Source organism: Streptomyces sp. NPDC015346 (assembly GCF_043078785.1).
Lineage (GTDB): Bacteria > Actinomycetota > Actinomycetes > Streptomycetales > Streptomycetaceae > Streptomyces.
Genome location: NZ_JBIBTW010000003.1, coordinates 502,103 through 528,180, shown reverse-complemented (window position 1 = coordinate 528,180; position 26,078 = coordinate 502,103). Strand labels below are relative to the sequence as shown.

Annotated in this window: 21 protein-coding genes; 9 read left to right on the top strand and 12 right to left on the bottom strand. The window is 73.4% G+C overall.

Annotated features, from left to right (window positions below; all coding sequences use genetic code 11):
- Nucleotides 1-2: 2 nt before the first annotated feature.
- Nucleotides 3-2,153 (bottom strand): NAD-dependent DNA ligase LigA, encoded by a 2,151-nt coding sequence (ligA, locus tag ACF06X_RS13210; protein ID WP_392287345.1) that lies wholly within the window; start codon nucleotides 2,151-2,153, stop codon nucleotides 3-5.
- A gap of 28 nt (nucleotides 2,154-2,181) precedes the next feature.
- The gene (locus tag ACF06X_RS13205) at nucleotides 2,182-2,580 is read right to left on the bottom strand and encodes a DUF3040 domain-containing protein (RefSeq protein ID WP_392287344.1); all 399 of its coding nucleotides are present in this window, start codon (nucleotides 2,578-2,580) and stop codon (nucleotides 2,182-2,184) included.
- 188 nt (nucleotides 2,581-2,768) lie between these two features.
- Here ACF06X_RS13205 and ACF06X_RS13200 point away from each other — a divergent pair, with 188 nt between their 5' ends.
- Entirely contained in the window at nucleotides 2,769-5,249 is a 2,481-nt protein-coding gene (locus tag ACF06X_RS13200) for a SpoIIE family protein phosphatase (protein WP_392287343.1), read from the top strand.
- A gap of 33 nt (nucleotides 5,250-5,282) precedes the next feature.
- Here ACF06X_RS13200 and ACF06X_RS13195 read toward each other — a convergent pair whose 3' ends face one another.
- A complete protein-coding gene (locus ACF06X_RS13195) occupies nucleotides 5,283-8,264 on the bottom strand; it encodes a HAMP domain-containing protein (RefSeq protein ID WP_392287342.1) in 2,982 nt (993 codons plus the stop codon).
- Nucleotides 8,265-8,482: 218 nt separating this feature from the next.
- Nucleotides 8,483-8,959 carry an ATP-binding protein gene (locus ACF06X_RS13190; protein ID WP_392287341.1) on the bottom strand — a complete coding sequence of 159 codons (477 nt, stop codon included), beginning with the start codon at nucleotides 8,957-8,959 and terminating at the stop codon, nucleotides 8,483-8,485.
- Between the two features lie 131 nt (nucleotides 8,960-9,090).
- Between ACF06X_RS13190 and ACF06X_RS13185 the strand changes: the two genes are divergently transcribed.
- The gene (locus ACF06X_RS13185) at nucleotides 9,091-10,002 is read left to right on the top strand and encodes a SigB/SigF/SigG family RNA polymerase sigma factor (RefSeq protein ID WP_392287340.1); all 912 of its coding nucleotides are present in this window, start codon (nucleotides 9,091-9,093) and stop codon (nucleotides 10,000-10,002) included.
- Between the two features lie 119 nt (nucleotides 10,003-10,121).
- Here the strand turns inward: ACF06X_RS13185 and ACF06X_RS13180 are convergent, their stop codons facing one another.
- From ACF06X_RS13180 to ACF06X_RS13170, 3 genes are all read right to left on the bottom strand, one after another.
- A complete protein-coding gene (locus ACF06X_RS13180) occupies nucleotides 10,122-10,577 on the bottom strand; it encodes an ATP-binding protein (RefSeq protein WP_392287339.1) in 456 nt (151 codons plus the stop codon).
- Nucleotides 10,578-10,599: 22 nt separating this feature from the next.
- Nucleotides 10,600-10,995 (bottom strand): STAS domain-containing protein, encoded by a 396-nt coding sequence (locus ACF06X_RS13175; RefSeq protein ID WP_392287338.1) that lies wholly within the window; start codon nucleotides 10,993-10,995, stop codon nucleotides 10,600-10,602.
- Between the two features lie 186 nt (nucleotides 10,996-11,181).
- A complete protein-coding gene (locus tag ACF06X_RS13170; protein ID WP_392287337.1) occupies nucleotides 11,182-11,616 on the bottom strand; it encodes a DUF5133 domain-containing protein in 435 nt (144 codons plus the stop codon).
- A gap of 139 nt (nucleotides 11,617-11,755) precedes the next feature.
- Between ACF06X_RS13170 and ACF06X_RS13165 the strand changes: the two genes are divergently transcribed.
- The 6 genes from ACF06X_RS13165 to ACF06X_RS13140 all read left to right on the top strand — a co-directional run bounded on the left by ACF06X_RS13165 (nucleotide 11,756) and on the right by ACF06X_RS13140 (nucleotide 17,510).
- Nucleotides 11,756-12,793, top strand: coding sequence for an NAD-dependent epimerase/dehydratase family protein (locus ACF06X_RS13165; RefSeq protein ID WP_392287336.1), 1,038 nt, complete (start codon nucleotides 11,756-11,758; stop codon nucleotides 12,791-12,793).
- A gap of 112 nt (nucleotides 12,794-12,905) precedes the next feature.
- Entirely contained in the window at nucleotides 12,906-13,391 is a 486-nt protein-coding gene (locus tag ACF06X_RS13160; protein WP_392287335.1) for a hypothetical protein, read from the top strand.
- Nucleotides 13,392-13,398: 7 nt separating this feature from the next.
- Nucleotides 13,399-13,857 carry an RrF2 family transcriptional regulator gene (locus ACF06X_RS13155; RefSeq protein WP_392287334.1) on the top strand — a complete coding sequence of 153 codons (459 nt, stop codon included), beginning with the start codon at nucleotides 13,399-13,401 and terminating at the stop codon, nucleotides 13,855-13,857.
- Between the two features lie 125 nt (nucleotides 13,858-13,982).
- Nucleotides 13,983-15,296 (top strand): acyl-CoA dehydrogenase family protein, encoded by a 1,314-nt coding sequence (locus ACF06X_RS13150; RefSeq protein WP_392287333.1) that lies wholly within the window; start codon nucleotides 13,983-13,985, stop codon nucleotides 15,294-15,296.
- A 125-nt stretch (nucleotides 15,297-15,421) separates the two neighbouring features.
- Nucleotides 15,422-16,396: a universal stress protein gene (locus ACF06X_RS13145; RefSeq protein WP_392287332.1), complete on the top strand. Its 975-nt coding sequence runs from the start codon at nucleotides 15,422-15,424 to the stop codon at nucleotides 16,394-16,396.
- Nucleotides 16,397-16,589: 193 nt separating this feature from the next.
- On the top strand, nucleotides 16,590-17,510 hold the full coding sequence (locus ACF06X_RS13140) for a CAP domain-containing protein (protein ID WP_392287331.1): 921 nt from the start codon (nucleotides 16,590-16,592) through the stop codon (nucleotides 17,508-17,510).
- Between the two features lie 27 nt (nucleotides 17,511-17,537).
- On the opposite strand, the gene ACF06X_RS13135 is transcribed toward ACF06X_RS13140, so the two are convergent.
- The 5 genes from ACF06X_RS13135 to ACF06X_RS13115 all read right to left on the bottom strand — a co-directional run bounded on the left by ACF06X_RS13135 (nucleotide 17,538) and on the right by ACF06X_RS13115 (nucleotide 24,484).
- Nucleotides 17,538-18,986, bottom strand: a complete 1,449-nt coding sequence (locus tag ACF06X_RS13135; RefSeq protein ID WP_392287330.1) for a CAP domain-containing protein — start codon at nucleotides 18,984-18,986, stop codon at nucleotides 17,538-17,540.
- 261 nt (nucleotides 18,987-19,247) lie between these two features.
- Nucleotides 19,248-19,568 carry a hypothetical protein gene (locus tag ACF06X_RS13130; RefSeq protein WP_392287329.1) on the bottom strand — a complete coding sequence of 107 codons (321 nt, stop codon included), beginning with the start codon at nucleotides 19,566-19,568 and terminating at the stop codon, nucleotides 19,248-19,250.
- A 121-nt stretch (nucleotides 19,569-19,689) separates the two neighbouring features.
- Nucleotides 19,690-21,909 (bottom strand): NADP-dependent isocitrate dehydrogenase, encoded by a 2,220-nt coding sequence (locus ACF06X_RS13125; protein ID WP_392287328.1) that lies wholly within the window; start codon nucleotides 21,907-21,909, stop codon nucleotides 19,690-19,692.
- A 45-nt stretch (nucleotides 21,910-21,954) separates the two neighbouring features.
- A complete protein-coding gene (locus ACF06X_RS13120) occupies nucleotides 21,955-22,998 on the bottom strand; it encodes a phosphatase PAP2 family protein (protein WP_392287327.1) in 1,044 nt (347 codons plus the stop codon).
- 457 nt (nucleotides 22,999-23,455) lie between these two features.
- On the bottom strand, nucleotides 23,456-24,484 hold the full coding sequence (locus ACF06X_RS13115) for a LacI family DNA-binding transcriptional regulator (RefSeq protein WP_392287326.1): 1,029 nt from the start codon (nucleotides 24,482-24,484) through the stop codon (nucleotides 23,456-23,458).
- A gap of 206 nt (nucleotides 24,485-24,690) precedes the next feature.
- Here ACF06X_RS13115 and ACF06X_RS13110 point away from each other — a divergent pair, with 206 nt between their 5' ends.
- Nucleotides 24,691-26,037 (top strand): ABC transporter substrate-binding protein, encoded by a 1,347-nt coding sequence (locus tag ACF06X_RS13110; protein ID WP_392287325.1) that lies wholly within the window; start codon nucleotides 24,691-24,693, stop codon nucleotides 26,035-26,037.
- The last annotated feature ends 41 nt before the right edge of the window (nucleotides 26,038-26,078 follow it).

Below are 26,078 nucleotides of genomic sequence, written 5' to 3'. Positions count from 1 at the left end.
GGTCAGGCCGGGAGGTAGTCGCCGAGCAGGGTGGCGAACTCGGACGGGTCGACGAGGCGGATGCCCAGCTCTTCGGCCTTGGTCCGCTTGGAGCCTGCCTTCTCGCCCGCGACGACCAGGCCGGTGCGCCTGGAGACGCTGGAGGAGGATCTGCCGCCGGCGCGCTCGATGAGTTCGTTCATCTGATTGCGGCTCAGGGCTTCGAGCGGGCCGGTCATGGCGCCGGTGACGACCACCGCGAGGCCCGCGAGCGGGCCGGCCTGCGCGTCGGCGGAGGCGTCGGCGGAGGCGTCGGTCCCCGTCGCCCCGGGCGGGGGCGGCGGGGTGGCTCCGGGCTCCGTCATGTTGACCCCGGCGGCGACCAGCTTGTCGACGACCGCGCCCAGCTCGGCCAGCTCGGCGACGATGACCGGCGCCTTCTCCGCGCCGATCCCCTCGACCCGCTGCATCGCCTCGGGGTCGGCCGCCCGGACCGCGTCCATGGTGGCGAAGTGGCGGGCGATACGGCGGGACATGGAGCGGCCGGTGCCGCGGACGCCCAGGGCGCACAGGACGCGGCTGAGCGGGCGGGTGCGGGCGGTGTCGATCGCGGCGAGGAGGTTGTCCGTGCTGGTCTGACCCATCCGCTCCAGGCCCAGCAGCTGCTCGCGGGTGAGGGTGAACAGATCGGCGACGTCCGTCACCAGGGCCGCGTCCACGAGCTGGACGATCCGGCCGGCGCCGAGCCCCTCGATGTCGAGCTGGTCCCGGCCGACGGCGTACGAGAGCGCGGCGACGAGGTGACAGTCACGGCCTCTGACGCACCGCCAGCGCTGTTCGCCGCGGTCGATCTCCGAGCCGCACTGCGGGCAGCTCTCCGGGAAGGCGATCGGCTGCTCCGCCCCGGTCCGCAGGTGGGCGACCGGTGCCTCGATCCGGGGGATGATGTCGCCCGCCTTGTAGACCATGACGTGGTCGCCCAGGCGCAGGTCGCGGCGGGTGATGTCGGAGGGGTTGTGCAGGGTGGCGTACGTGACGGTGCTGCCGTCGATCTCCACCGGCTCCAGGACCGCGCGCGGTGCGATGACGCCCGTCCGTCCCACGTTCCACTCGACCCCGAGCAGCTTGGTGACCTTTTCCACGGCGGGGAGTTTGTAGGCCACGGCCCAGCGCGGGGCGCGGGAGCCGGCACCGGCGTCCCGCCGGTCCGCGGCGAGGTCGGCCTTGACGACGATCCCGTCGATGCCGAACGGCAGTTCCGCCCGCAGGGCCGCTATCTCGGCCACCCGGTCCAGGACCTCGTCGGTCCCGGTCGCCGTGCGGCCGGGCACGGCGGTGGCCCCCGAGGTGTGGAGGCCGAGGGCGCTGGCCCGCGCGATGAGTTCGCTGTGGGCGAGGTCGTCGAGCCCGGCCAGGGCCCCGGAGGCGGCGGCGCCGGAGTCACCGGACAGGTCGCGGGACGGGTCACGGGACAGGTCGCCGGACGGCGCCGGCACGTCGTAGGCGAAGAAGGTCATCTCGACCGTGTACGGGCGGTCCTTGGCGCGGAGCGTGCCGGCCGCCGCGTTGCGCGGATTGGCGAACGGCTCGCCGCCGTGGGCGACCCGGAGCGTGTTGGCCACCTCGAACTGCTCGGTGGTCATGAGCACTTCACCGCGTATCTCGACCGTGACGGGCTCGGCGAGCCGTTCCGGCAGGCCGGCGATCGTGCCGATCGCGTGCGACACGTCCTCGCCTGCGGTGCCGTCGCCGCGGGTGATGAGCCGGACCGGCCGCCCGTGCTCGTAACGCGCCGCCACCGCCAGCCCGTCGAGCTTCGGCTCGACGCTCCACCGCTCGACGGGCCGGCCGATCCGCCGCTCCAGCGAGGCGGCCCAGGTCGTGAACTGCTCGGCGGAGAAGACGTTGTCGAGGGAGAGCATCGGCCGGGAGTGCGGGACGTCGCCGCCGGCCGCGCCCCCGGCGACCTTGCCGGTCGGCGAGTCGTCGCTGACCTGCCCGGGGTGGGCGGACTCCCATGCCTCTATGGCCCGGCCGAGACTGTCATAGTCGTCGTCGTCCAGCGCGGACGTACCACCCGCGTAGTAAGCGGCGGCGGCCTGCTTGGCTTCCTCGACCGCCCGCGCGTACGCGGCGGCATCGGCAAGAACCGGAGTCGTTGTCATGAGGCCCATCGTGCCGGGCACCACTGACAATCGGTTCTCACGGGGACCGGGACGACCGCGACGCGAGCCGTCGCGACCAGCGGATGACCAGCCGCAGCAGGCAGGTCAAGGTCAGCACCCAGGCTGCCGCGAACGCCCACGTGAGGGCCGGCTCCCCGGTGGCGACGGCGAGGACGAGCAGGGCGAGGGTCAGCGCGCCCAACAGGGCGCCGGCGAGGGCCAGGAGATGCCGGCGCAGCCCGTGTCCCGATCCGTTCCTCGGTGCCTGTCCCGGCCCGTCCCCCGGCCCGTGCCCCGGCCCCTTGCGCACCGCGTGCCCGAGGCCGCCCCCTCGCATCGTGCGGAGTCGGCGCTCCAGCGACGCGTCCTCGCGCAACGCGTCCTCGATCTCGGCCAGGACGCGACGCTCGTGCTGCGACAGAGGGGACTCGTCCATCGCTGACACCTCCCACCCGGACGCCGGATCCGTTCCTCTCCGTTCCGCCTCGCGAGTACCCGGCCGAGCGGGTTTCAGACACACGTACACGATCCGGCGACGCCGACGATCCGGGCGGAACAGACGGGTAGAATCCTGAGCGGATGCGATCATTCCGGACAACCACGCGGTGGAAGGACGGGAGACTCGTGACGACGTCAGCGGAGGGGCGCCCGGGCGCCGGGGGCACACGGGCGGGGCAGGACACGGCGGGGCTGGCTGCCGAGGTGGGACGGCTGCGCGCCGAGATCACCCGTCGGCATCTCCTCGATCTGGCGACCGGGGTGCTCGCCGCCCAGCTCAGCGCGTCGCCCGCCGACGCCGCCGAACACCTCGACTCCCTTTCCCACGCGACGGGCCTCGGGGTCGAGGATCTCGCCGCGGACATCGTCAACGCCGTCGCCGGCAGGCCGGCCGCCGGGTCGCCGGAGGTCGTGGGCCCCGGGCCGGCGACCCTCGGGCGCGCGGACACACGCCTCGTCTCGGACCCTCTGGCCCCGGATCCGGACCCGAACTCCTCCGCCCCGCACTCCTCCGCCCCGAGCGTCACCGGCCCGCCCGTCGCACCCCCCGCCGACACCCACCCGGCCGACACCCGGCCCGCCGTCGACACCCGGCCCGCAGCCAACGCGCGGTCCGTCGCCGACGCGCGGTCCGTCGCCGACGCGCGGCGCGCCCGGCGCGCGGCCGCCGCGGCCGAGACGAAGGACACCGTCGGCGAGGCGGCGCGGGCGCTCCTGGAGGGCGGCCTGGCCCCGCTCGGCGCGGAGAGCCTCTGGCTCTGGCGGCGGGACGCGGGCGGATGTCTGTGCCTCGCCGGACACGCCGGGGTGGGCGCCGCCGAGGCCGCCGCCTGGCAGTGGATCCCCCCGGCGGCCCCGCCCGCGTTCCGCTCCGTCCTCTCCGAGGGCTCGCCCGTCTGGCTGGAGACCGGCCCCGACGAGGGCGAGGTCCTGCCGGGACCCGCGCCCCACGCGGCGCGGGCGCTCCTTCCGGTGCGCCGGCGCGGCGTAACGGTGGGCCTGGCGCTCGTCGCCTGGCCCGGTCCGCTCACCTTCGAGGCGCCCCTGATGCGGGCTCTGGTCGGCTTGATGGAGGTGGCGGGCACGGTCCTCGACGCGGCGGACTCGTCCCCGTCGACGACGCCGGTGCTGGTGGACGTCCTGGACGCGCTCGTGCATCCGGCGATGCTGCTGCGCCTCGCCCCTTCCACCTCGGCGCCGACGGTGGAACACCTCAACGAGTACGCCGTCGCGGCCCTCGGCGGCGCCTCCTTCCCCGAGGAGCGTTCCCTCCCCCTCGCCCTGCCCCATGTCCACGCGGACCTCGCCCATCTCGCCCGGCGCGCCCGCCGGACCGGCCGCGCCCAGCGCGTACCCCGGCTGCCGCTGTCGACGGCGTCCGGCGAACGTGACCCGGCCCCGCTCCTTGACGTGCGGGTGCTGCCGGCCGGCGCCGAGGTGGTGGTGGTGCTCTGGCACACCGTCACCGACCCCGGACTCGCCTCCGAGCGGGCCGTGGCCAGGATCCAGAGCGTGGGCCTGTTCCAGGACAGCCTGACGGGTGGCGACACGGTGTGGTCGGAGCAGGCGTACGGGATCTTCGGCAGGGGACGGGACGAACCGCCCGTGCCGCTGCTCGGGCTGCGCGGTCTTGTGCACCCGGACGACGGGGAGGCGCTGACCGAACTGCTCAGGACGCTCACGGAGCGCCGCACCGGGGCGCAGACGGTGCTGCGGATCGTCCTGGGCGACCGGCGGACCGTGCGGCATGTACGGGTGGCGGCGGAGCCGCTGCTGGACGGGGGGACGGTCACCGGTATCGCCGGGGTCTACCAGGACGTGTCGGAGAGCCGCCGCACCGAGGCCGCGCTGACCGCGACGTTCGACCAGCTCACCGCCGTACGGACCCGGGCCGAGCTCAGGCACCAGGTGGCGCTGCAGTTGCAGCAGGCGATCGTGCCCGAGGTCCCCGATGTGCAGCAGCTGCCGGGCCTGCTCGTGGCGGCCCGTTACCGTCCCGCCGCCGAGGAGTACCGGGTGGGCGGCGACTGGTACGACGTCCAGCCGCTGCCCAGCGGCAAGGTCCTGGTGGCCGTCGGCGACGTCGCGGGGCACGGGATCGACTCGGTCACCGGCATGGTGGCGCTGCGCAACGCCCAGCGGGGCCTCGCGTGCACCGGCGACTCGCCGCGTCGGCTGATGGAGTGGCTCAACGAGGCGACGCTGCGCACCAGCGGCCACCCGACCGCGACGGCGGTGTGCGCGCTGTACGACCCGGAGGACCGCGGTCTCGTGTGGTCGAGCGCGGGGCACCTGCCCTTGCTGCTGCTCCGCGACGGTGTGGCGCGGCTGATCGAACCGCCGCAGGACATCCTGCTCGGCGCGGTGCCCTCGTACGCGTACCAGGAGCGCAGGACGGAGCTGCGGCCGGGCGACACCCTGTTGCTGTACACCGACGGGCTGGTCGAGCGGCGCCACGACGGGCTCGACGAGGGGCTGGCCCAGCTCGCAGCGGCGTTGGAGGGGGTCAGCGGCTATCCGCCCGACGAGCAGGTGGACCTGCTGCTCGGCGCGGCGACGGGAGACACCGACGACGACACGAGCATCGTCGCCGTGCAGGTACGGTGACGGCGCCCATGGAGCGGCCTTCCTCAGGACGCGTCAGGAGACCAGCCACTCGCGGACCTTCGCCACCAACTCGTCCGCGCCGACCGGTTTGGCCACGTAGTCGCTGGCCCCGGCGGCCAGGGCCCGGGCCCGGTCGCCCGGCATGGCCTTGGCGGTGACGGCGATGACGGGGAGCTCCGAGCGGCCGGGGAGGGCCCGGATCGCCTCGGTGGCGGCGTAGCCGTCCATGCCCGCCATCATGACGTCCATGAGGACGAGCTCGATCTCGTCGTGGGAGTCGAGGAGGTCGAGACCGGCCTGCCCGCTGTCGGCCTGGAGCACGCGGACGCCTCGGCCCTCCAGCGCCTCGGTGATCGCGTAGACGTTGCGTACGTCGTCGTCGACCACGAGGACCGTGCGCCCCGCGATGTCGGGGTCGTGGCGGCCGAGGGCTCGCGCTTTACGGGCCGTGTCGTCACCGCCCACGGCGGCACCGGCGTCCGTGGCCGCGCCCGTTCCGACGGCCGGTGCCCCGGCCTGTGCGGCGCGGGGGGCGGGGAGGTAGAAGGTGAACCTGCTGCCCCGGCCGGGGGTGGAGCGCACGTCGATGGCGCCGCCGAGGAGCCCGGCCACCTCGCGGCTGATGGAGAGGCCGAGTCCGGTTCCGCCGTAGTGCCGGGCGGTGGTCCCGTCACCCTGCTGGAAGGCGCCGAAGATCCCTTCCAGGCGTTCGGCGGGGATGCCGACGCCGCTGTCGCCGACGCGGAAGGCCAGCACCGGGCCGCGTCCGCGCAACGCCGGCGGGACTTCTTCGGTCTCGGCGTACTCGATGGTCAGCTCGACCCAGCCCTTCTCGGTGAACTTGAGGGCGTTGGAGAGCAGATTGCGCAGGATCTGGCGCAGGCGCGACTCGTCGGTGTTCAGTTCCTCGGGCACGTCCGACGAGACGGTGACCGAGAAGTCGAGTCCTCGCTCGTCCGCGACGGGTCCGAAGGTCGCCTCCAGGTACTCCAGGAGCTGGTGGAGGGGGAACTGTTCGGGCCGGATGTCCATCTTGCCCGCCTCGACCTTGGAGAGGTCGAGGATGTCGTTGATCAGCTGGAGCAGGTCGGATCCCGCGGAGTGGATGACCTCCGCGTAGTCGACCTGCTTCTCTGTCAGGTTGCCCTCGGGGTTCTGGGCGAGCAGCCGGGCCAGGATCAGCAGGCTGTTGAGCGGGGTCCGCAGTTCGTGGCTCATGTTGGCGAGGAACTCGGACTTGTACATGGAGGTACGGGAGAGCTGCTGGGCACGCGCCTCCAGCTCCTGACGGGCCTGCTCGATGACCAGGTTCTTGGACTCGATGTCCTTGTTGCGTTCGGCGAGCAGCGCCGCCTTCTCCTTCAGTTCGGCGTTGGAGCGCTGGAGCTCCTGCTGCCTGGCCTGCAACTCCTGGGAGCGGGAGCGCAGTTCGTCGGTGAGGCGGCGGGACTGGCCGAGCAGTTCGTCGGTGCGGAGGTTGGCGACGAGTGAGCGGACGACGGCTCCGGCGGTGTCCACGAACTGTTCCAGGAAGTCGCGGTGGATCGCGGTGAAGGACTGCAGCGAGGCGAGTTCCACGGCGCCGAGCACCTGGTCCTCCACCACGATCGGCAGGATGATCAGCATGCCCGGTTCGGCGGAGCCCGCCGCGGAGGCGATGGTGGCGTACTCGGCGGGCACCCGGTCCACAACGAGGACGCGCCGGTCGCGGGCGGCCTGGCCGACCAGCGACTGGCCGAGGCGGAAGCGGCGGGGCGGCGCGTCGGGTCCGTCCGGGCTCGCGTAGGCGGCGGTCAGGACGAGTTCGGTGCCCTGCTCGTCGTGCCGGGCGAGGAAGAAGGCGCCGTACTGCGCGGAGACGAGCGGCGGCACCTCGGTCATGATCAGCTCGGCGACCTCGGGCAGGGTCCGGGCGCCCTGCATGAGGCCGGCGATCCGGGCGATGTTGGTCTTGAGCCAGTCCTTCTCCTCGTTGGCCCGGGTGGTGGCGCGCAGCGACTCGACCATGGCGTTGATGTTGTCGCGCAGGTCGCCGACCTCGCCGGGGGCGTCGACGGTGATGGAGCGGGTGAGGTCGCCCTCGGCGACGGCGCTGGTGACCTCGGCGATGGCGCGGACCTGCCGGGTCAGGTTGCCGGCCAGCTCGTTGACGTTCTCGGTGAGCCGCTTCCAGGTGCCGGAGACGCCCTCGACCTCGGCCTGGCCGCCGAGTTGGCCCTCCGTACCGACCTCGCGGGCGACGCGGGTGACCTCGGCGGCGAAGGAGGAGAGCTGGTCGACCATCGTGTTGATGGTCGTCTTGAGTTCGAGGATCTCGCCGCGCGCCGACACGTCGATGCGGCTGGTGAGGTCGCCCTGGGCGACGGCGGTGGTCACCTGGGCGATGTTCCGCACCTGGTTGGTGAGGTTGTCGGCCATGGAGTTGACGTTGTCGGTGAGGTCCTTCCAGGTGCCGGAGACGCCTCGGACGGTCGCCTGGCCGCCGAGTTTGCCCTCCGTACCGACCTCGCGGGCCACGCGGGTGACCTCCTCGGCGAAGGAGGAGAGCCGGTCGACCATCGTGTTGATGGTCTCCTTCAGCTCCAGGATCTCGCCGCGCGCGTCGACGCGGATCTTCCGGGTGAGGTCGCCGCCGGCGACGGCCGTGGCGACCTGGGCGATGGAGCGCACCTGCGAGGTCAGGTTGTCGGCCATCGTGTTGACGCCGGAGGTCAGCTCGCGCCACACCCCGCTCACCCGCGGCTCGCGGGCCCGGCCGCCGAGCAGGCCCTGCCCGCCGACCTCGCGGGCCACCCGGGTGACCTCGGAGGTGACCAGGGAGAGCTGGTCGACCATGTCGTTGTAGACGGTCGCGATGTCGCCGAGGATGCCCCCGTGGGCGTAAGGGAGGCGTACGGAGAGATCGCCGTCGCGGACGGCGGTGAGCCCGGCCAACAGCTGGTCCAGCCCGTCCTCGCCCAACTGCTCCGGTGAGACGTTCGGCCCGGGCTCGGCCGATCGGGGGGTGCTTTCCATCGCGGACCTCGGGCGGGCGCGGAAACGGTCGGATGCGATCCGGTTCTCCGTCCGGATCCGGTCGGTTGCTCCGGTCCGGTGGGGCCGGTCGGTTGCTCCGGTCCGGTTGGGCCGGTCGGGTTGGTCGGGTCGGTGGGTCGGCGGGTCGGCGGGTCGGTCACGGTACGAAGCCGGTGGTGACGGTCGTGGGACCGGCCGACTCCGCCCGCTTCTCCACTCTAGGCACGGCGGGGGCGGGCGGCAGTGTCGGGCGCATCGGCGTCGGCGTCGGCGGGCACCACGTCGACCTGGAACCAGACCGCCTTCCCGCTGCCGTGCGGGACGGACCCCCAGCCCGCCGAGAGCCGTTCGAGGAGATACAGCCCGTGGCCGGAGGCGCGGTTCGCGCGGTGCGGGCCGTGCGGGTGGGGATGTACCGGGCTGGAGTCGCTGACCTGGACCCACAGCCGCCCACCCGTATGGTCGAGGCCGAGTTCGTACGGAGCGCCACCATGCCGGTACGCGTTGGTGGCCACCTCCGAGACCAGGAGCAGGACGTCCTGGACCGCCGGGTTGTCCACTTCTCCGGCCGGGCCGAACCAGTCACGCAGCGCCTGGCGGGTGAGATCGCGGCACTCCCCCACCACGCCCGGCCCGCCGCCGAGGCGGTACCGACGGGCGTACGCCGTCGCTCGGTGCTGTTGCCCAGCCGTCATAGCGCACGGCTGCCCGGGACAAACGGGTTCAAATCGCGTCCAATGGGAATGTTCTTCTTCGGAACGCTCGGACGACGGACCACGTCGCCGCACCCGGCGGCGCAGGCCCTGCCACCGTCGAGGGAGCCTTCATGTCCACCCCCCGCACACACAGCACCGCCACCAAAGGAACGGCGGGCCCGGCCGCCGTACGCCACCAGGCCCTGGACGGTCTCCCCGAGATCGACCGGCCCACCGAGGTGAGCACCGCCGACGCCCAGACCCTGTCCACCGCGCTCTTCGCCCGGCTGGAGACGCTGGAGGAGGGCACGCCGGAGCACGCGTACGTACGCAACACCCTGGTGGAGCTGAATCTCAGCCTGGTGAAGTTCGCGGCCCGCCGCTTCAGGAACCGGGCCGAGCCGACGGAGGACATCATCCAGGTCGGCACGATCGGCCTGATCAAGGCGATCGACCGGTTCGAGACAAGCCGCGACGTGGAGTTCTCCGCCTTCGCGCTGCCCACGATCGTCGGCGAGATGAAGCGATTCTTCCGCGACACCAGCTGGGCCGTTCAGGTGCCGCGCCGGCTCCAGGAGCTGCGGATCGACCTGGCCAAGGCCGTCGACACCCTGGAGCAGCGGCTGGGCAGGCGCCCCACAAGGGCCGAACTGGCCGCACACCTCCACGTCAGCGAGGAGAGCGTCGCCGAGGGGGAGCAGGCCTCGAACGGCTATGTCGCCCGTTCGCTGGACACCCCTTCCGGCGACGACGAGTCGGCCGTCACCGCGGGCGCCCGGCGCCTCGGCGAGGAGGAGCGCGCCTTCGAGCTGATCGACGCGCTGGAGTCGCTCAAGCCGCTGATCGCCGGGCTCGACGCCCGGGACCGCCAGATCCTCTCGCTGCGCTTCGGCGAGGAGCTGACCCAGTCGCAGATCGGCGAGCGGCTCGGCCTCTCGCAGATGCACATATCCCGGCTGCTCGCCCGCGTCCTGGGCGAGCTGAGGACCGGCCTCCTGGAGGACCGGGACGACGACCCGCACCACCCCGCGGCCCGGGAGTAGTGGGCCGCCCGGCCCGCGTCCGGTCGACAGCGTGCCGCCCTTCGCCCCGCGCGGCAGCGGGCCGAGGGGCGGCCGGTCGTCGCCAGCGCGGCCGGTCGTGGTCAGGGCGCCGGTCGTGGTCAGGGCGTGGCGGGGCGGCGCCAGGGAGGGTGGGAGGGGCGGCTGATCTCCAGCCAGACCACTTTTCCCCCTCGGCGGGACTCCGAGCCCCATTCGCCGGCCAGCCGGTCCAGGACCATCAGCCCGTGGCCGCCCGGCAGCGAGGCGGCTCGGGGCCTGCGCCGCACGGGATGCTCGGGGTTCGCGTCGGAGACCTCGACCCGCAGATGGCCGTCCCGGTGGCGCAGGACGAGTTCTTCCGGGCCGCCGGCGTGCAGACAGGCGTTGGTGACCACCTCGGAGACCAGCAGGAGCACGTCGTCGACCCGTTCCTGCGCCTCGTCGTTCTCCGCCGGTGTCCAGCCCCAGTCGGCCAGTGCCCGCGCGGTGAAGTCGCGGCAGCGGGTGACCATGCCTTTCGTCCCGTGGAGCACGAGCCGCCGGATCTGGCTCCCGTGCGCAGCGCTCTCACCCACCGGACCCACCGCCATCGCCGGTCTAGCCGCCCGCCCGCTGATCCGTGAGCGCGTCGGCCACGTTGTCGTGGACCCGGAAGACGGTCCGCGCTCCGGTGATCTCGAACATCCGGGCCACGGGCGGCCGCAGCCCCGCGAGCTCCAGGCGACCGCCGGTCTCAAGAGCGTGCAGGCGAGCCTGTAGCAGCACGTTGAGACCGGTCGAGTCGCAGAACCCCAGACCCTGGCAGTCGACCAGGATCCGCTCCGCCCGTGACCACTCCCGCAGCGCGCTCCTGAGCGTGTCCGCGGTGTCGTGGTCCAGCTCTCCCGTCAGGGACAGGACCACGACACCCGGCCTCGGCCCGGGCGCCGATGTGACGGCGAACCGTTCCGGCTCCGGCTCCATGGGATCGCCCGCCTCCCTCCGCTCCCGCACGGGACTCGCTCCGCTGGTGCGCGGGTACCCGGCTCAGGCCTCGGTACTCGGCCTTCGCCCGCCACCGGCGGGGACACAACCGGTGGAGAGCTCTGGAGTACGGAACGGGGCGGTGGGCGACGAGGAAGCCCGACGGGCGGGCGGACTGACGGACGGGTGACGGGCGACGGGCGACGGGCGACGGGGTCAGACGCCCGTGAGCCCCTCCAGCGCCTCCCGGCGCACGGAGCTCGCCTCGCCCAGGGGACTCGCAGTCCCCATGGCACTCGCCGCACCCACAGGATTCACGTCACCCATGGCGTTCCCCGCGCCCACGGGACTCACGTCACCCATGGCGCTCGCCATGCCCACGGGACTCACGTCCCGCACGTCGCCCAGGGTGCTCGCCTTGTCCACGGGGCTCGGTTTCCCGGTGGGGCTCGCCTTGCCGACGTAGCGCTCGGCGGCGTGTACCGCCTCGCGCGCCGTCCGCTCCCCCATCAGCACGCACAGCGTGTACGCCGTGTCCTCGAACCGCCTTCGGATCGACAGGTCGCACGGCCTGGCCAGGACCACCCGTTCCTGGGCCCGGTAGTGCCGCAGCAGTCGGTCGATCGTGTTTCTGTCTGGCAGCAACATCATGTCCTCCTGACACGCCCCCCTTCCCTCCATCGCTTCATATTCACGGCGCGGGGCCATCTGCGCGACCCACACGAACACGTTCCGTCACAGCCATGGGCCCGGCATGCGAGGGCGCCACCGATGCCGGATCGTCGATGACATGAACCCGAGCGAAGGATTGAGAGTGGTCGTCACGGGGGCCACGGGCAACGTCGGCACGAGCCTGGTACGGGCGCTGGCGCACGAACCGCGCGTCGCCTCCGTGCTCGGTCTCGCCCGCCGCAGGCCCGACCTCGACCTGCCCCGGACGGAGTGGGAGGAGGTGGATCTGTCGCTGGAGGGCGACGAGCCACGCCTCGGCCGGCTCATCGAGGACGCCGACGCGGTCGTCCACCTGGCCTGGCGGTTCCAGCCCACCCACGACCCCGCGGAGACCTGGCGGGCCAACGTCCTGGGCTCGCTGCGGGTCTTCGAGGCGGTGGCGGAGGCGCGGGTGCCGGTGCTCGTGCACGCCTCCTCGGTGGGCGCGTACTCGCCGGGCCCCGAGGGCGGCGCGCCGGTCTCCGAGGCCTGGCCGACCCATGGCTGGCCGGGCGCCGCGTACACCCGGGAGAAGGCGTACCTCGAACGGGTCCTGGACACCTTCGAGCGCGACCACCCGCAGACCCGGGTGGTACGGATGCGTCCCGCCTTCCTCTTCAAGGAGGAGTCGGCGAGCGAGCAGCGCCGGATCTTCGCGGGCCGCTTCTTCCCCGGCGCCCTGATGCGCCCCGAACTGCTGCCGTTGATCCCCGAGTTGAAGGGGCTGCGGTTCCAGGCTCTGCACACCGAGGACGCGGCCGACGCCTACCGCCGGGCGGTGCTCCGTGATGTCCGGGGCGCCTTCAACCTGGCGGCGGATCCGGTGATCGACACGGAGACGCTGGCCTCGCTGCTCGACGCCCGGCCGGTGAAGGTGCCGACCACCGCGGTACGGAGCGTGCTCGCGGCCGCCTGGAAGATGCGGGCGGTGCCCGCCTCGCCCGACCTCTTCGACGCGGTGCTGCGCCTGCCGATCCTGTCCACCGACCGGGCCAGGAGCGAGCTGGAGTGGGAGCCGTCCATGACCTCGACGGAGGCGCTCGGCGCCTTCCTGCGCGGTGTGCGCGCGGGACGCGGGGACGACACGGCCCCGCTCTCCGGGCGCCGTATCGGCTGATGCCCGGGCCCGCCCGTGGCGGCGTCCGCATGGCCGGGGTCGAATCGGGTAGCAGAGGGGCATCGCACCGCCGGCCTCGCGGAAGAGGCCGCTGTCCCGGAGAGGCGATGTCATGAGCGAGCACTCCGTGGCGTCCATGGCCGACGCGGCCACGGCCGTACCGACACAGGAGGGGCGCACCGTTCGCCTGCTCGGGCTGGCGCTCCAGTTCCCGGGCCGCGAGGACATCTTCGTACCCGTACCCCCCAAGGGTGTGACCCCCGCTCCCTTCACCCTGAAGGAGGGCACGGAGTGCCGTGCCGTGGTGCGCTTCCGGGTCGACGGCCCGTCCGTGACCGGATTGAAGGTCATCGACGCGCGGAGCATGTCGGGGGTGGAGCTCGGCGGCCGTGAGGTGCTGCTCGGGGACTTCCGCCGGGGCGGCCCCTACGAACTGGCGCTTCCGCCCGAGCGCGTCCCGAGCGGTCCGCGCGCCCGGGGGCTCTACGACGTGTACGCCGCGTTGATCGACGCGGAGGGCCGGGTGCTCGACCGGCACGACTACCGCTTCGAGGTCAAGAGGGACTGGGACAAGCCCGTCCGCGGCGGTGCGGGATAATGCGAGGATGCGCATCTCAGCCAGAGCCGACTACGCGGTACGGGCCGCGCTTCGGCTCGCCGCCGCCCAGGACACGGGGCCGCTGAAGGCCGAGGCGATCGCCGACTGCGAGGGAATCTCGCACAAGTTCCTGGAAGGCATCCTCGGCGACATGCGCCGGGGCGGCCTGGTGTTGAGCCAGCGGGGCGGGAACGGCGGGTACTGGCTGGCCAGGCCGGCGGAGACGATCTCCGTCGCGGATGTGATCCGGTGCGTGGACGGCCCGCTGGTCTCGGTGCGCGGGGTGCGTCCGCCGGAGCTCTCGTACACGGGACCGGCGGAGTCCCTTCTGCCGCTGTGGATCGCACTGCGCGCCGGCGTGCGCCAGGTGCTCGACGGTGTGTCGCTCGCGGATGTGGCCGCCGCGAGGCTGCCGGCGCGGATCTCCGATCTCGCGGACGACCCGGACGCCTGGGCCAACCCCTGACCGACGTCTCGTCTCGGTCGACGGGATCCAACTGTCCATGATGCGAACGCCCCTTGGGGCCGTGGCGCGGCTCTGCCAGTATCCCTACTGTTCCAGTGGGAAAACCCGGCATCATGTGAGGTGACGTGAGAACGCCCGAGAAGTCAGCGAAACGCCCCACCTCCGGACAGCCCGAACGCCCGGCCGACGACGAGATCTGGCCCCGTGTCACCCGGGAACTCGCCGACGACCTCGCGGTCGACGCACCGGCCAGGGACCGGGCGGGCAAGGCCCCCTTCGACGAGGTGGCACGGCTCAAGGAAGCGGGGCTGCCCGCGCTGCTCACCCCACCAGGACCGAGCGGCCGCGGCGCCGACTGGCGGGCGGCCTGCGCGGTGCTCCGGGAGATCTCCGCGGCGGACGGCTCGATCGGCGAACTCCTCGCCCACCACTACGTACTCTCCTTCAGCGGCCGGTTCTTCGCCGACGACGCGGCGCGTGACCCGGCGCGTGACCCGGCGCGTGACCCGGCGCGTGACGCGGCCTCCGGTTCGGGCGGCGCGACGCTTGAGGACCGCACCGCCCGGGAGGGGTGGCTGCTCGCCGGGGCCGTGGATCCGCCGCCCCCGACCGCCGACGGAGCACCGGGCCTCACGCTCACCCCTTCCGGCCAGGGGTACGTCCTGGCCGGGCGCCGATCCTTCGCCTCCGGTGTCGCGGTCGCCGACCGGCTGGTCGTCGGCGCGCGCTGCGGCGCGACGGGGGACGTACGGGTGGTGCTCGTCGACCCCGCGGACCCGGCCGTGTTCACGGAGACCGGGACGGACCGGGTCGGGCAGCGCCTCGCGGGCGCCGGGACCGTGACCTTCGACGCCGTGCCGGTGGACGCCCGGGACGTCCTCGGCACCCTCCCCCGCGACGAACACACCGTGGCTCCCTTCACCGGGCTGGCGCCGCTCGCCCTGCGGCTGGTCCTCGTCCATGTCGGCCTCGGCATCGCCGAGGGGGCGCTCTCGGAGGCCCGGGACATCAGCCGCGCGACCCAGGCCGCACCGCTCGCCGTCGGCGGCGGGGAGGATCCGTACCTCCTGCTGGCGTACGGGGAGTTGGCCACGGCGGCGCACGCCGCCGCGGCGGTCGTCGAGCGGGCGACGGACGCCCTGGCGCGCGGTCTGCTCGCCGGGCGGGCGCTCGACGTCGAGGAACGCGCGGACATCGCCGTACTGGTCGCCGCCGCCGAGGCCGTGACGAGCCGGTCCGCGGTCCGGATCACCACCCGGATCCTCGAACTGGTCGACACCGCGCGGGAGTCCGACGCACCGGGCGGAGGGCCGGGCCTCGACCGCTTCTGGCGCAACGCCCGCGCGCTGACGGCCCAGTCGTCCTCGGACCACCGGCTGCGTGACATAGGCGACCACTACCTCAACGGAACCCGTCCACGGCTCACCGTGCTCGCCTGAGCCGAGGACTCGTTCCCGCCGCACCCTGGAGGCGGCTCTCGACAGGCGGCCGATGGGGGCAGGCTGGAGGGTGGAGGGGGCCGGCCGACGGGCGGGCCCGACGCAGAGGTGACGGAGGCAGACGGATGAGCCGTGAGAACCGGGACCGCCGGGACAGCCAGGACGGTGAGGACGGTCAGGGCAGCCAGGACCACCGGGAGATCGTCGCTGGAGTCGACGGTTCCCCGGAGAGTCTCGCCGCGGCCGACTGGGCCGCCCGCGAGGCGCGGTACCGGCGACTGCCCTTGCGACTCGTGCACGCCTGGCACGGGGAGCCGCCGGCACTCCCGCCGGCACAGGGCCGGGAGAGCCTGCGACACAGGGCGGACGAGGTGCTGCGCGAGGCCGCGTCGGTGCTCGCCGAGCGGTACCCCGGCCTGACGCTCACCGGGGAGGTGCTGACCGACGCGCCGGTCGCCGCGCTGGTGAGCACCGAGGAGCGGGCGGAGATGCTCGTCATCGGCTCGCGCGGGTACGGCGCGGTGGCCGGCTTCCTTCTCGGCTCGTACGGACAGCAGATCATCGCGGCCGCGGGCCGGCCGGTGGTGGCGGTGCGTTCGCGTTCGCGGAACAGCGCCGGAGACGGAAACGGAAACGGAGGCGACGAGCGCGGGCCGGTTCCCGAGGGCGGTGAGATCGTCGTGGGGCAGTTGGGCGGGCCGGAGGACAGCGAGCCCGCGCTGCGCTTCGCCTTCGAGACGGCGGCGGCGCGGGGCGCGTCCGTCCGGGCGGTACGGGCCTGGAGCCTGCCGCCCCTGTACGCCTACGGCCCGGCGTCGATGGCCCCGGTCGACGAGGCCGGCGGGCTCGTCCCGTACGAGGAGAAGGCGCTGCGCGAGGCGCTGTCCCCCTGGCGGGAGCGGTTTCCCCAGGTGCGGGTCGACGAGCACGTCGAGATGGGGAGCGCGGGGCAGGTGCTGCTCTCCGCCTCCGGCCGCGCGCGGCTCCTGGTGGTCGGGCGGCGGGCACGGCGCGGGGCGTTCGGGCCACGGATCGGCTCGGTGGCGCACGCGGCGCTCCACCTGGCGCCGTGCCCGGTCGCCGTGGTGCCGCAGGACTGACGTCACGGCGGGCACGGCGCCTGGGGGGCGGCGCACACACGGGCTTTCGAACACCTGCGCCGTACGGCCTGTTGACGCGGCGGGTTGACGGAGTGTGTCGAAGTCGTCCGGTCCGGAAAGGGTTACGTCCGTCGCCCCGGCGGCTCTCCCCCCGCCGGACCGTCCGGCGGCCTCGGAGAAGAGAGCGGAGTCCATGCAGCACCACGACGAGCCCATCCCCTACGACAGGCGGTTCCACGGCGGCGGCCGGCACCGCAGAGGAGGGGGTGGGGGCCGGCACGCGCGCCGGGTGCCGTCCTTCCGTACCGCCGTGATCGTGGCGGGCACGACGGCGGCCGTCCTCACCGTGGCCACCGGGGCCTACGTGGCGGCTCTGAGCAGCGGTGGCACGGCAGGCGCGGGCAACCACCCGTACACGACCGGCCGGACGACGGTCGGCGAACGGACGAACGTGACGGACCGGACGACGGTGGCCGCCCGGGCGAACGTGCCACCGCTCTCCCTGGGGACCTCGCCCAGCCCCGCCCCCACGCCCCGGCGGACCACCGCCGGACAGCTCGCGCCCTCCCCGAGTCCGGCCACCCCGCCCACCACCGCGTCGCCCACGGCCACTCCAAGCGCCGCCGTCACACCGCCCGCCGCCCCCTCGGCGTCCGCGTCGGCGTCCGCGTCCGGCTCCGCCGGTACGGTGCCGGAGCCGCGGAACGCCGCACCCAACGTCCCGAAGGCCGTCCGGTTCGTCGAGGAGATCGTCACGCTCGCCAACGCCGAGCGGGAGAAGGCGGGGTGCGGCCCGCTGCGCTCCGACAGAAGACTGCGCAAGTCGGCGCAGGAGCACGCGGACGACATGGCCGACCGCGACTTCTACGCGCACGAGACCCCGGAGGGTCGGGACGCGGGCGACCGGATCAGGGCGGCCGGGTACTCCTGGTCGGCCTGGGCGGAGAACATCCACCGTGGGCCCAAGACCCCGGCGGAGGCGATGGAGGACTGGATGAAGAGCGAGGGCCACCGGCGCAACGTCCTCAACTGCGCGTTCGAGGACATCGGCGTCGGAGTGACGCTCACCCCCGACGGCCCGTGGTGGGTACAGAACTTCGGCGCCGCGCGCTGACCGGGCCCGCCCGCCCGGCGGTGCCCGTCAGGAGGCGGGCGTCGCCAGCTTCTGCACCCACACCGTGCCCTGGGGCCCGGGCACGGCGGCGACTCCGGTGTCGCGATAGCGGCAGTTGAGCATGTTCTCCTCGTGCAGGGCACCGTCCATCCAGCCCGCGACGACGGCTTCCGGACCGTCCGCGCCCCGTGCCAGGTTCTCGGCCCAGCCGCTCCAGGCGTAGCCCGCCGCCGAGATCCGCGCGTCCGCGTACCGGCCCTCGGGGCTCCGGTGGTCGTAGTAGCCCCGCCGGACCATGTCCCGGGCGTAGGCGCGGGCGGCGGCCGCGAGCCGTGGATCCGTGCGGAGCGGCGGGCAACCGGCCTCAGCGCGGCGGCGGTTGACCAGCGCGGTGACCGTCTCCTCGACGGCCGGAGTCGGGTCCGGCGCGGCGGAGCGGGAGGCTGTCGGGGCGGGCGTGGGCGTCGTCGGACGCGGTCGCGGGGTGGGCGTCGTCGACGAGGGCGGCGCCGTGGCCGCGGGCGTGCGGGGGGCGAGCGGCCGGGCCTCGGGCTCCGACGGTACGAGCAGAGTCAGGCCGCCCAGTACGCCGAGGGCCACCACCCCGGCCACACAGGCGCGCCGGAGGGAACTCCCGCCCGGGCCGCCCCGACCGCCCGCACCGCCCCGACCGCCCGCACCGCCGTGCCCGCCCGCACCGCCGTGCCCGCCCGGTCCGCCGGGCGGCACGAGGGTCGGGGTCCCCACGGCGGGCCCGGAAGCCCCGGGCTCCGTCCCCATCCCCGTACCCGTCCCCGTCCAGGCGACCGGATCGACGTCCGGGTACGTCGCGCCGCCCCCGCCGCCGTCGCCGGACATGCCCCAGCCCGCGAGGGGTGCCACCAGGCCGAGCCCGGCCAGGAGTCCCTCGGCGGGGGCGAGGCCCGAGCGGGCGCGGTCGCAGCTTCCGCAGTCGTTCAGATGGCGGGCGACGCGCCGGCGCCACAGGGGTGTCGGGCGGCCGTCCCACCCGGTGGTCACCCGGGCGAGCCCGGCGCAGGGTCGCCGGGCGGCGAGGGCCCGGACCACCGCCCGAGCGGTCTCGAGGCGTTCCTTCATCCGCTGCACGCGGACCGCCGCGTGCGCGGGCGGCACGGCCAGCGCGTCGGCCAGTTCCGCGCGGGTCAGCTCACCGCTCGCCTCCAGCCACCACAGGGCGAGGAGTTCGCGGTCGCTCTCGTCGAGCCAGCGGGTCGCCTCGGCGACCTCCCGGCGCTGCCCGGAGAGCCCCAGGCGCAGGATCGTGAGGTCGACGAAGTCGCCGCCGGGGTCGGGGAGCTCGGCCGCCCGGTCGAGCCCGGGCAGCGGACCGGCCTGGCGCTCGCGCCACCGCCGGCGGATCTGGTTCATCGCGATCGCCACGAGCCAGGACCTGAAACGGGCGGGGTCGCGCAGGGCGGGCAGCCCGTCGAGGGCGCGGACCATCGTCTCCTGCACGACGTCGTCGACATCGGCGTGGCCGTCGAGTGCGCGGCGACGATGTTGTGGACGAGCGGGAGGTACGCGCGGACCAGCCGGTCCCGGGCGCGGGCGTCTCCCGCCACGGCCGCGTCGACCAGTGCCGCCGTGGCGCGCTCGTCGCTGTGCATGTTCCCGCTCCCTCGCCGTGGGTCTTCCGTGCCCGTCGTGAGGAGAACCCTGGGAGCGGGTGGGATAACAGTTTTTCGCCGCCGGATTTCCCCGCTTGGGGTCACCGGTTCAGGCCGACGGATCCTGTACGGGGCGGGTCCGCGCCGGCGCCGGGGTGGTGCGCGGCACGGTGGCCGCGTTCCCCGCCCGTACGGCCTCGACGACCGCGTCGTGGAGGTCTCGGCTCTCCCTCTCGGAGGCGCACGGAACCGGACTGCCCGACATCGTGAACCAGTCGGACGCGCCGCTGTACTGCACGGCCACACGTGCCTCGTCTTCTGCCCAGGTGGTGTGCACGGTCAGGTCGCCCGTCACCGCACCGACTTCGTCGGTGAGCACCCCACCACGCCCGGTGTAGACCCCGGCGGTCGTCCATGATGCCCAGCTCATCCATCCAGACTCACACCCGGATGCCACATGCGCCACCGACGGGGCCGCCCCGGCCGGACGGAGGTCCGGCCGGGGCGGCCCCGGCTGTCGTCGCACCGCGAGCGGGCGCGGTCGGCCGCGATCAGGCGAGGGACGCGATGGCCTCGTTGAAGGTGGCGGAGGGGCGCATCACGGCCGAGGCCTTGGCGGCGTCGGGGCGGTAGTAGCCGCCGATGTCGGCCGGGGAGCCCTGGACGGCGATCAGCTCGGAGACGATGGTCTCCTCCTGCTCGGTCAGGGTCTTGGCCAGACCGGAGAAGGCCTCCGCGAGCTGCGCGTCGTCGGTCTGCCTGGCCAGCTCCTGGGCCCAGTACATGGCCAGGTAGAAGTGGCTGCCGCGGTTGTCGATACCACCGAGGCGACGGCTCGGCGACTTGTCCTCGTTGAGGAAGGTGCCGGTGGCGCGGTCCAGGGTGTCGGCGAGGACCTGGGCGCGGGCGTTGCCCGTGCTGGTGGCCATGTGCTCGAAGGAGACCGCGAGCGCGAGGAACTCGCCCAGCGAGTCCCAGCGGAGGTAGTTCTCCTTGACGAGCTGCTGGACGTGCTTGGGGGCGGAGCCGCCGGCGCCCGTCTCGAACAGACCGCCGCCGTTCATCAGCGGGACGACCGAGAGCATCTTGGCGCTGGTGCCGAGCTCCAGGATCGGGAAGAGGTCGGTCAGGTAGTCGCGGAGCACGTTGCCGGTGACGGAGATGGTGTCCTCGCCGCGGCGGATGCGCTCCAGGGAGAACTTCGTGGCCTCGACCGGGGAGAGGATCTTGATGTCCAGGCCCTCGGTGTCGTGCTGCGGGAGGTACTGCTTCACCTTGGCGATCAGCTGGGCGTCGTGCGCGCGGGTCTCGTCCAGCCAGAAGACGGCCGGGGAGCCGGTGGCGCGGGCGCGGGTGACGGCGAGCTTGACCCAGTCCTGGATCGGCAGGTCCTTGGTCTGGCAGGCGCGGAAGATGTCGCCCTCGGCGACCTCCTGCTCCAGGACGACGTTGCCGGCGGTGTCGACGAGGCGGACGGTGCCGGCCGCGGCGATCTCGAAGGTCTTGTCGTGGGAGCCGTACTCCTCGGCCTTCTGCGCCATCAGACCGACGTTCGGGACGGAGCCCATGGTCGACGGGTCGAAGGCGCCGTGGGCGCGGCAGTCGTCGACGACGGCCTGGTAGACGCCGGAGTAGCTGCTGTCCGGGAGGACGGCGAGGGTGTCGTGCTCCTGGCCGTCCGGGCCCCACATGTGGCCGGAGGTGCGGATCATGGCCGGCATGGAGGCGTCGACGATGACGTCGGACGGCACGTGCAGGTTGGTGATGCCCTTGTCGGAGTCGACCATGGCGAGGGCCGGGCCCTCGGCGATCTCCGCCTCGAAGGACGCCTTGATCTCGGCGCCGTTCGGGAGGGCGGCCAGGCCGTTGAGGATTCCGCCGAGGCCGTCGTTCGGGGAGAGACCGGCGGCGGCGAGCGCCGCGCCGTGCGCGGCGAAGGTCTTCGGGAAGAAGGCGCGCACGACGTGGCCGAAGATGATCGGGTCGGAGACCTTCATCATCGTGGCCTTGAGGTGGACGGAGAAGAGCACGTCCTCGGCCTTGGCTCGGGCGATCTGCTCGCCGAGGAAGGTGCGCAGGGCGGCGACGTGCATGACGGAGGCGTCGACGACCTCACCGGCGAGGACCGGGACCGACTCGCGCAGGACGGTGGTGGTGCCGTCGGCGGCGACGTGCTCGATGCGCAGCGTGTCGTCCGCGGAGACGACGGTGGACTTCTCGGTGGAGCGGAAGTCGTTCTCGCCCATGGTGGCGACGTTGGTCTTCGAGTCCGAGGTCCAGGCGCCCATGCGGTGCGGGTGGGTCTTGGCGTAGTTCTTGACCGAGGCGGGGGCGCGGCGGTCGGAGTTGCCCTCGCGCAGGACCGGGTTGACGGCGCTGCCCTTGACCTTGTCGTACCGGGCGCGGACGTCCTTGTCCTCGTCGGTCTGCGGGTCGTCCGGGTAGTCGGGGAGGGCGTAGCCCTGCGCCTGGAGCTCGGCGATCGCGGCCTTGAGCTGCGGGATGGACGCCGAGATGTTCGGCAGCTTGATGATGTTGGCCTCGGGCGTCTTGGCCAGCGCGCCGAGCTCGGCGAGGGCGTCGTCGATGCGCTGCCCCTCTTCGAGACGCTCGGGGAAGCTGGCGATGATGCGGCCGGCCAGGGAGATGTCACGGGTCTCGACATTGATCCCGGCGGTCGAGGCGTAGGCCTGGATCACGGGCAGGAACGAGTACGTCGCCAGGGCGGGCGCCTCGTCAGTGTGCGTGTAGATGATGGTCGAGTCAGTCACCGGGTGTGCTCCGCTCCACGTCTGCGTCTGCGAGATTGCTCGACATCAAGATATCTCGTGATCGGGGTCCGGGGGAAAGGGCCCTGGCTCCTCGGGTGTGACGGATCCCGTGAGGCGGTACGGAACGGGTCTGGCGTCGAGGTCCACGTGGCGCAGCAGGGCGAGCAGCAGGAGCGTGGCGGCGGCGCCCGCCCCGGCGGCGAGGGCGTGACCTGCCCGGTAGGCGAGGCGGGGAACGTCGGGGTCGCCGGGCGCGAGGACGAACATCGAGTCGACGAGGAGGGCGATCCCGAAGCCGAGGCCGCCCAGGGCGGCGGCGCACAGCGGGAGGGTCACGAAGAGCGCGCGGAGCGGGAAGCGGCGTCTGCGCGCGGGTCCGAGCTGGCCGCGGCGGGCGAGCAGGGCGAGGAGCCCGCAGGCGACGGCGAGGACGAGCAGGTCGGCGCCGATGGCGTCGCTGGGCCGGTGCCATCCGGCGGCCACGGTGTACGCGCCGACGGCCGTCGCCCACAGGGCGCACAGGCCCACCGCGAGGCCGCGCCTGCGGTACGGGACCACCAGGACGAGGCCGAACATCACGCTCATGGCGATGGTGGTGTGCCCGCTCGGGAAGCTGTTGGGCGTCAGGTGCGGGGGCGCGTCGGCCAGGTCCGGGCGGGCCAGGAGGTGGCGTTTGAGCAGCTCGGCGAGGCAGAGGGAGACGGTGACCGTGCCGAGCGCCGCGAGTGTGAGCAGGAAACGCCGCCGCAGGAGGCCGATGACGGTCAGCGTCAGCAGGGCGGCGGCGAGCGAGGAGAGGGTGATGTGCTGCAGGGTGCGGTTCGCCGCGTGGGCGGCGGCCAGCGTCTCGTCGGCCAGCCGGCCGGCGAGGACGGCGTTCTCCCAGCGCTGGCCGGTCGCGGTCAGGACGAGGCCGGCGTAGACGATCGCGAGGAGCAGGACGGATGCGAGGCAGGCGCCTCGCATCCGCTTGCGTATCCGGGCACTGAAGGAGCCGGGCGCTTCCCCGGCGACGGCGGCGTACCACCACGTGGCGCTCTCCAGCCGCGGTGTCCCGCCGTCCGTACGGAGCCTGTCGTAGGGGGCCATGTCCCGATTCGAACCCGCCGGACCCTCCCCCGCCCGCTGGACGCACCCGAACGAATCCACCCGGGGGCGGTAGGGGCCCCACGCCAGGGAGCCACCGCCGGCCCCGGCGCGTCGGGCGGAGACGACCACGGCGGCCGGTCGGCCCGGCACGGCCCCGCCGTCACGGGGCGCGGCGCGCGGCCACCCGGTCCCGCAGGTCCGCCGTCGCGAGGCAGGCCCCGCCGCAAGGCGCACAGTCGGCGCGGCGCACCGTCACGAGGCCCACGGGCCCGCAGGCCCGCCGCCGGCGGGCGCGGCGCACAGCCACGCGGTCCCGCAGGCCCGCCGCCGGCGGGCGCGGCGCACGGCCACGCGGTCCCGCAGGTCCGCCGTCGCTGGGCGCGGTGTGCCGTCACAGGCCCCGCAGTCGCCCCTCATGCCTCGCCCCTCACGGCCGGTCGATGCCCGCGCACCGGACTCAGGAGGAGTCGCGGACCACCAGTTCCGTCGGGAGGACGCGGCGGGGCTGTTCCTCGGAGGCGGTGGCGATCTCCTGGAGCAGGAGCCGGGCCATCGTGCGGCCCATCTCCTCGATCGGCTGGCGCACGCTGGTGAGCGGCGGGTCCATGTGCCGGGCCACCGCCGAGTCGTCGACCCCGACCAGGGCCACGTCCTCGGGGACCCGGCGCCCCGCCTCGCGCAGCACCCCGCGCGCGCCGGCCGCCATGACGTCGGAGGCGGCGAAGACCGCGTCCAGGTCCGGGGTGCGGGCGAGCAACTCCCGCATGGCGCGCCGGCCGCCCTCCTCCGTGAAGTCGCCGGTGGCCACCAGAGCGTCGTCGGCGGCGAGCCCCGCCTCGGCGAGGCCCTGGCGGTAGCCGTCGAGGCGGCAGCGGGCGACGTACATGTCGAGGGGGCCGGTGACGGTCGAGATACGCCGGCGGCCGCGCCCCGCGAGATGGGCGACGGCGGAGCGTCCGGCGCCGACGTTGTCGGAGTCGACGTAGGCCACGGGTTCGGCCGCGGAGCGGCGGCCGTTGAGCACGGCCGGCAGTCCGAGCGCCCGCACCTGGTCCGGCAGCGGGTCGTCGGCGTGGACCGACACCAGGAGCACGCCGTCCACCCGCTGGGCGGCGAGGTACTGCTCGAACCGCTGCCGCTCCTTCTCGCTGCGGATGAGCGTGAGCAGCAACTGCTTGTCGGCGTCGGCGAGTTCGGCGCTGACCCCGCGGATGATGTCGAGGAAGTACGGTTCGGCGAAGAGCCGGGCCTCGGTCTCCGGGATCACCAGGGCGACGGCGTCCGTGCGGCTGCCGGCCAGCGCCCGCGCCGCCCGGTTCGGTACGTAGCCGAGTTCGGCGACGGCCCGGTCGACGGCGGCCTTGGCCTGCTCGCTCACCCGCGGGGAGCCGTTGATCACCCGCGAGACCGTGCCGCGGCCGACCCCGGCCCTGGCCGCGACCTCCTCCAGGGTGGGCCTGCCGGTCTGGCGCCCGCTCACCACCATCTGCCGTCTCCCCTCGTGTCACTGCGTTGCTGTGACCCTATCAACAGTGGGAGCGCTCCCACCGCCCTGGGTAACGGAACCTCGCGTACCTCTTGACACCCGTACCGGCGAGGCAGCAACCTTCCGGCGAGACGCAGTGGGAGCGCTCCCACGTGAGGCCGCACCAGAGACCACGTGGGCGCTCCATCCCGGACGAGGAGAGTCGTATGCGCACTTCCAGCACGAGCCGCAGCAGACAGAGGCGCCGCGGCACCGCGATCGCCGCGGTCGCGGGCCTCGCGGCCTGCACCGCCCTGATCACCGGTTGCGGCGCCGACGGTGGTTCCGGCGAGGCCGGCGACGGAAAGATCACCCTGCGCATCGGGACCTTCGGCTCCTTCGGCTACGACGACAAGACGGGCGCCAAGCTCTACGCCGAGTACGAGAAGTCCCACCCCAACATCAAGATCGTCGAGTCGAACGTCGCCGACGGCCAGAAGTACTGGGACACACTGAAGCTGCGTCTCTCGCGCAACAGCGGTCTCGCCGACATCCAGGCCCTGGAGGTCGGGTACGTCGCGGAGGCCACCGGCCCCGCCATGGCCGACAAGTGGGTGGACCTCGGCAAGACCGGCGGCGCCGATCTCGACGCGTTCCTCGACTGGAAGGTCAATCAGGCCACCACCCCCGACGGCAAGGTCATCGGCCTCGGCACCGACATCGGCCCGATGGCCATCTGCTACAACAAGGACCTCTTCGCCAAGGCCAAGCTGCCGACCGACCGCACCGAGGTCGCCAAGCTGTGGCAGGGCGACTGGTCGAAGTTCCTGGCGACGGGCAAGAACTACCAGAAGAACGCCCCGGCCGGAACCGCCTTCCACGACTCCGCGAGCGGACTCTTCAACGCCGTCATCTCCAGCCAGCCGGTGCAGTACGCCAACACCAAGGGCGAACTGGACTACGAGAACAGCCCCGGTGTGAAGCTCGCCTGGAACACCGCCGTCGAGGCGGCGACGAGCGGGGTCACCGCCAAGCTGCGCCAGTTCGACGAGAAGGGCACCTGGAACGCGGCCTTCAAGAACTCCAGGTTCGCCACGGTCGCCTGCCCGAGCTGGATGACGGGCATCATCAAGGACCAGGCGGGCGCGGCCAACCAGGGCAAGTGGGACATCGCCGCGCCGCCGGTGGCCGGCAACTGGGGCGGCTCCTTCCTCGCCGTGCCGAAGTCCGGCAAGCACGCCAAGGAGGCCGCCGAGCTGGCCGCCTGGCTCACCGCGCCGGCCCAGCACGCCAAGGTCTTCGGCGTGAACGGCAACATCCCCTCCACCAAGCACACCCTCACCTCCGCGGTCGTGCAGGACGCCAAGCTGCCGTACTTCGGCGACACCCCGGTCGGCAAGATCTACTCCGACGCGGCGGCCGGCATCACACCCGCGCCCATCAGCCGCTGGGACGGCCAGGTGAAGACCTTCATCACCGACAACGGCATCCTCGACATCGAGCAGCGCGGCACCGACCCCGCGAAGGCGTGGGACAACGTCAAGAAGCTCATCCAGGACAAGATCGAGCAGTAGCGGCGCCCACGAGCCGCCCGGCGCTCCCCCGCCGGGCGGCC